Raw genomic sequence first — 1,392 nt, 5'->3', positions numbered from 1 at the left:
AAGCGGTTTGACCGAGGCTGGCGCATCTGGCAGTATGACAGTGGGCTTTAAGAAAGCAGAAGCTTCTTCTCAAGCTTTCACCGCGATGAGCACAACAATAGAAGCAGGACGCGCTGTCAACATGCAAGCCCACAAAGGCAGCATCCATGGTGTTGGAGCCGATATTATTGTCGGCACAAACCCGATGCAAAGCAATGATAAACAGAGCGGGAATATCACCATGGGAGCAGGTAAAGATATCACTTTTGAAAGTGCGCAAAACACACAAAGCACACAAAATCATACGCAAAGCGCTTCAATGAATGTTGGGTATAGTTATGGTACCGATGGTCCAAGGTGGATGGGGAATGCTTCTTTTGGTAAAGGCAAGGGTTCCAGTGAGGAAGTGCATCACAAGAACAGCCATATTATAGGCACTGGCACTCTTCATACCATAAGTCAGGGAAACACCATACTGGCAGGCGCCGTGGTTTCTGGAGAGCGTGTAGAAATGGAAGTAGGGGGTGATTTTACCGTTGTCAGCCGCAGTGATACGGGACAAAGTTCTAGCAAGCAAAACTCTGTTTCCATTGGTTATAATAGTCGAGAAAAGGATGGTACAGCCTCAACCAATATTTCCTTGAACAAGGATAAATCCTCTAGTGATTATCATAGTGTTGTGGAACAATCAGGCATCAAATCGGGTGATGGCGGTTTTAAGATCAACGTTAAAGATAAAACAACGCTGACCGGAGGCATCATTGCCAGCACCGCGCCGGCAGATAAAAACAGCCTGACCACAGGAAGCATTAGCACCAGTGATATCAGCAACGGTGCGCATGCTCAAGCTAGCAGCCAAGGTTTAAGCATTTCTGCCGGTGGTCCGATGTATCAAGGCAAATATGGTGTCGGGAAAAACATTGCTAAAAATGTCTTAGATTATTCAAAAGCTAAAGATTCAGAGGAAGGATATACCAAATCCGCCATTAGCGATGGCACCATCGTCATTACTGATGAAGCAGGGCAGAAGGCATTGACAGGGCAAGACGTGGAACAAGCCATAGCCTCCCTTAATCGTGATACTGCCACCGCCCATAAGGGTGTACAACAGCTCGATGTAGGCAAGCTGGAACAAATCGTCCATGAAAATCGCGAAATGGCAACTCAACTCTTAGAAGAAGGGTTTAAATACAGCGATGACTCCTATAAAACCATGTTTATCAAAGAGCATCCCATTGCCGTGGTCGACCGTGATGAAAAGGGTAATATACTCTATGAAATAGATGCAAATGGGGTACCTATAAGAGACGCTCGTGGACAAAATATTCCTAAGTTTCATTATTTAACGGATGAAGAAAAGCAGCATTTACAAGAGGGTGCTGATGGCAAGGTGCATGTGTCCTTTAATGGCAT

General features: G+C 45.5%; 1 protein-coding gene. It reads left to right on the top strand.

Annotated elements, in window-relative coordinates:
• The coding region (locus ACFILA_RS09490) for a hemagglutinin repeat-containing protein (protein ID WP_375661120.1) at positions 1-1,392 on the top strand (1,392 nt) is incomplete at both ends.

The organism is Bartonella sp. CL71SXKL (assembly GCF_042194935.1).
GTDB lineage: Bacteria > Pseudomonadota > Alphaproteobacteria > Rhizobiales > Rhizobiaceae > Bartonella.
This window is presented reverse-complemented; position numbering and strand designations above follow the sequence as displayed.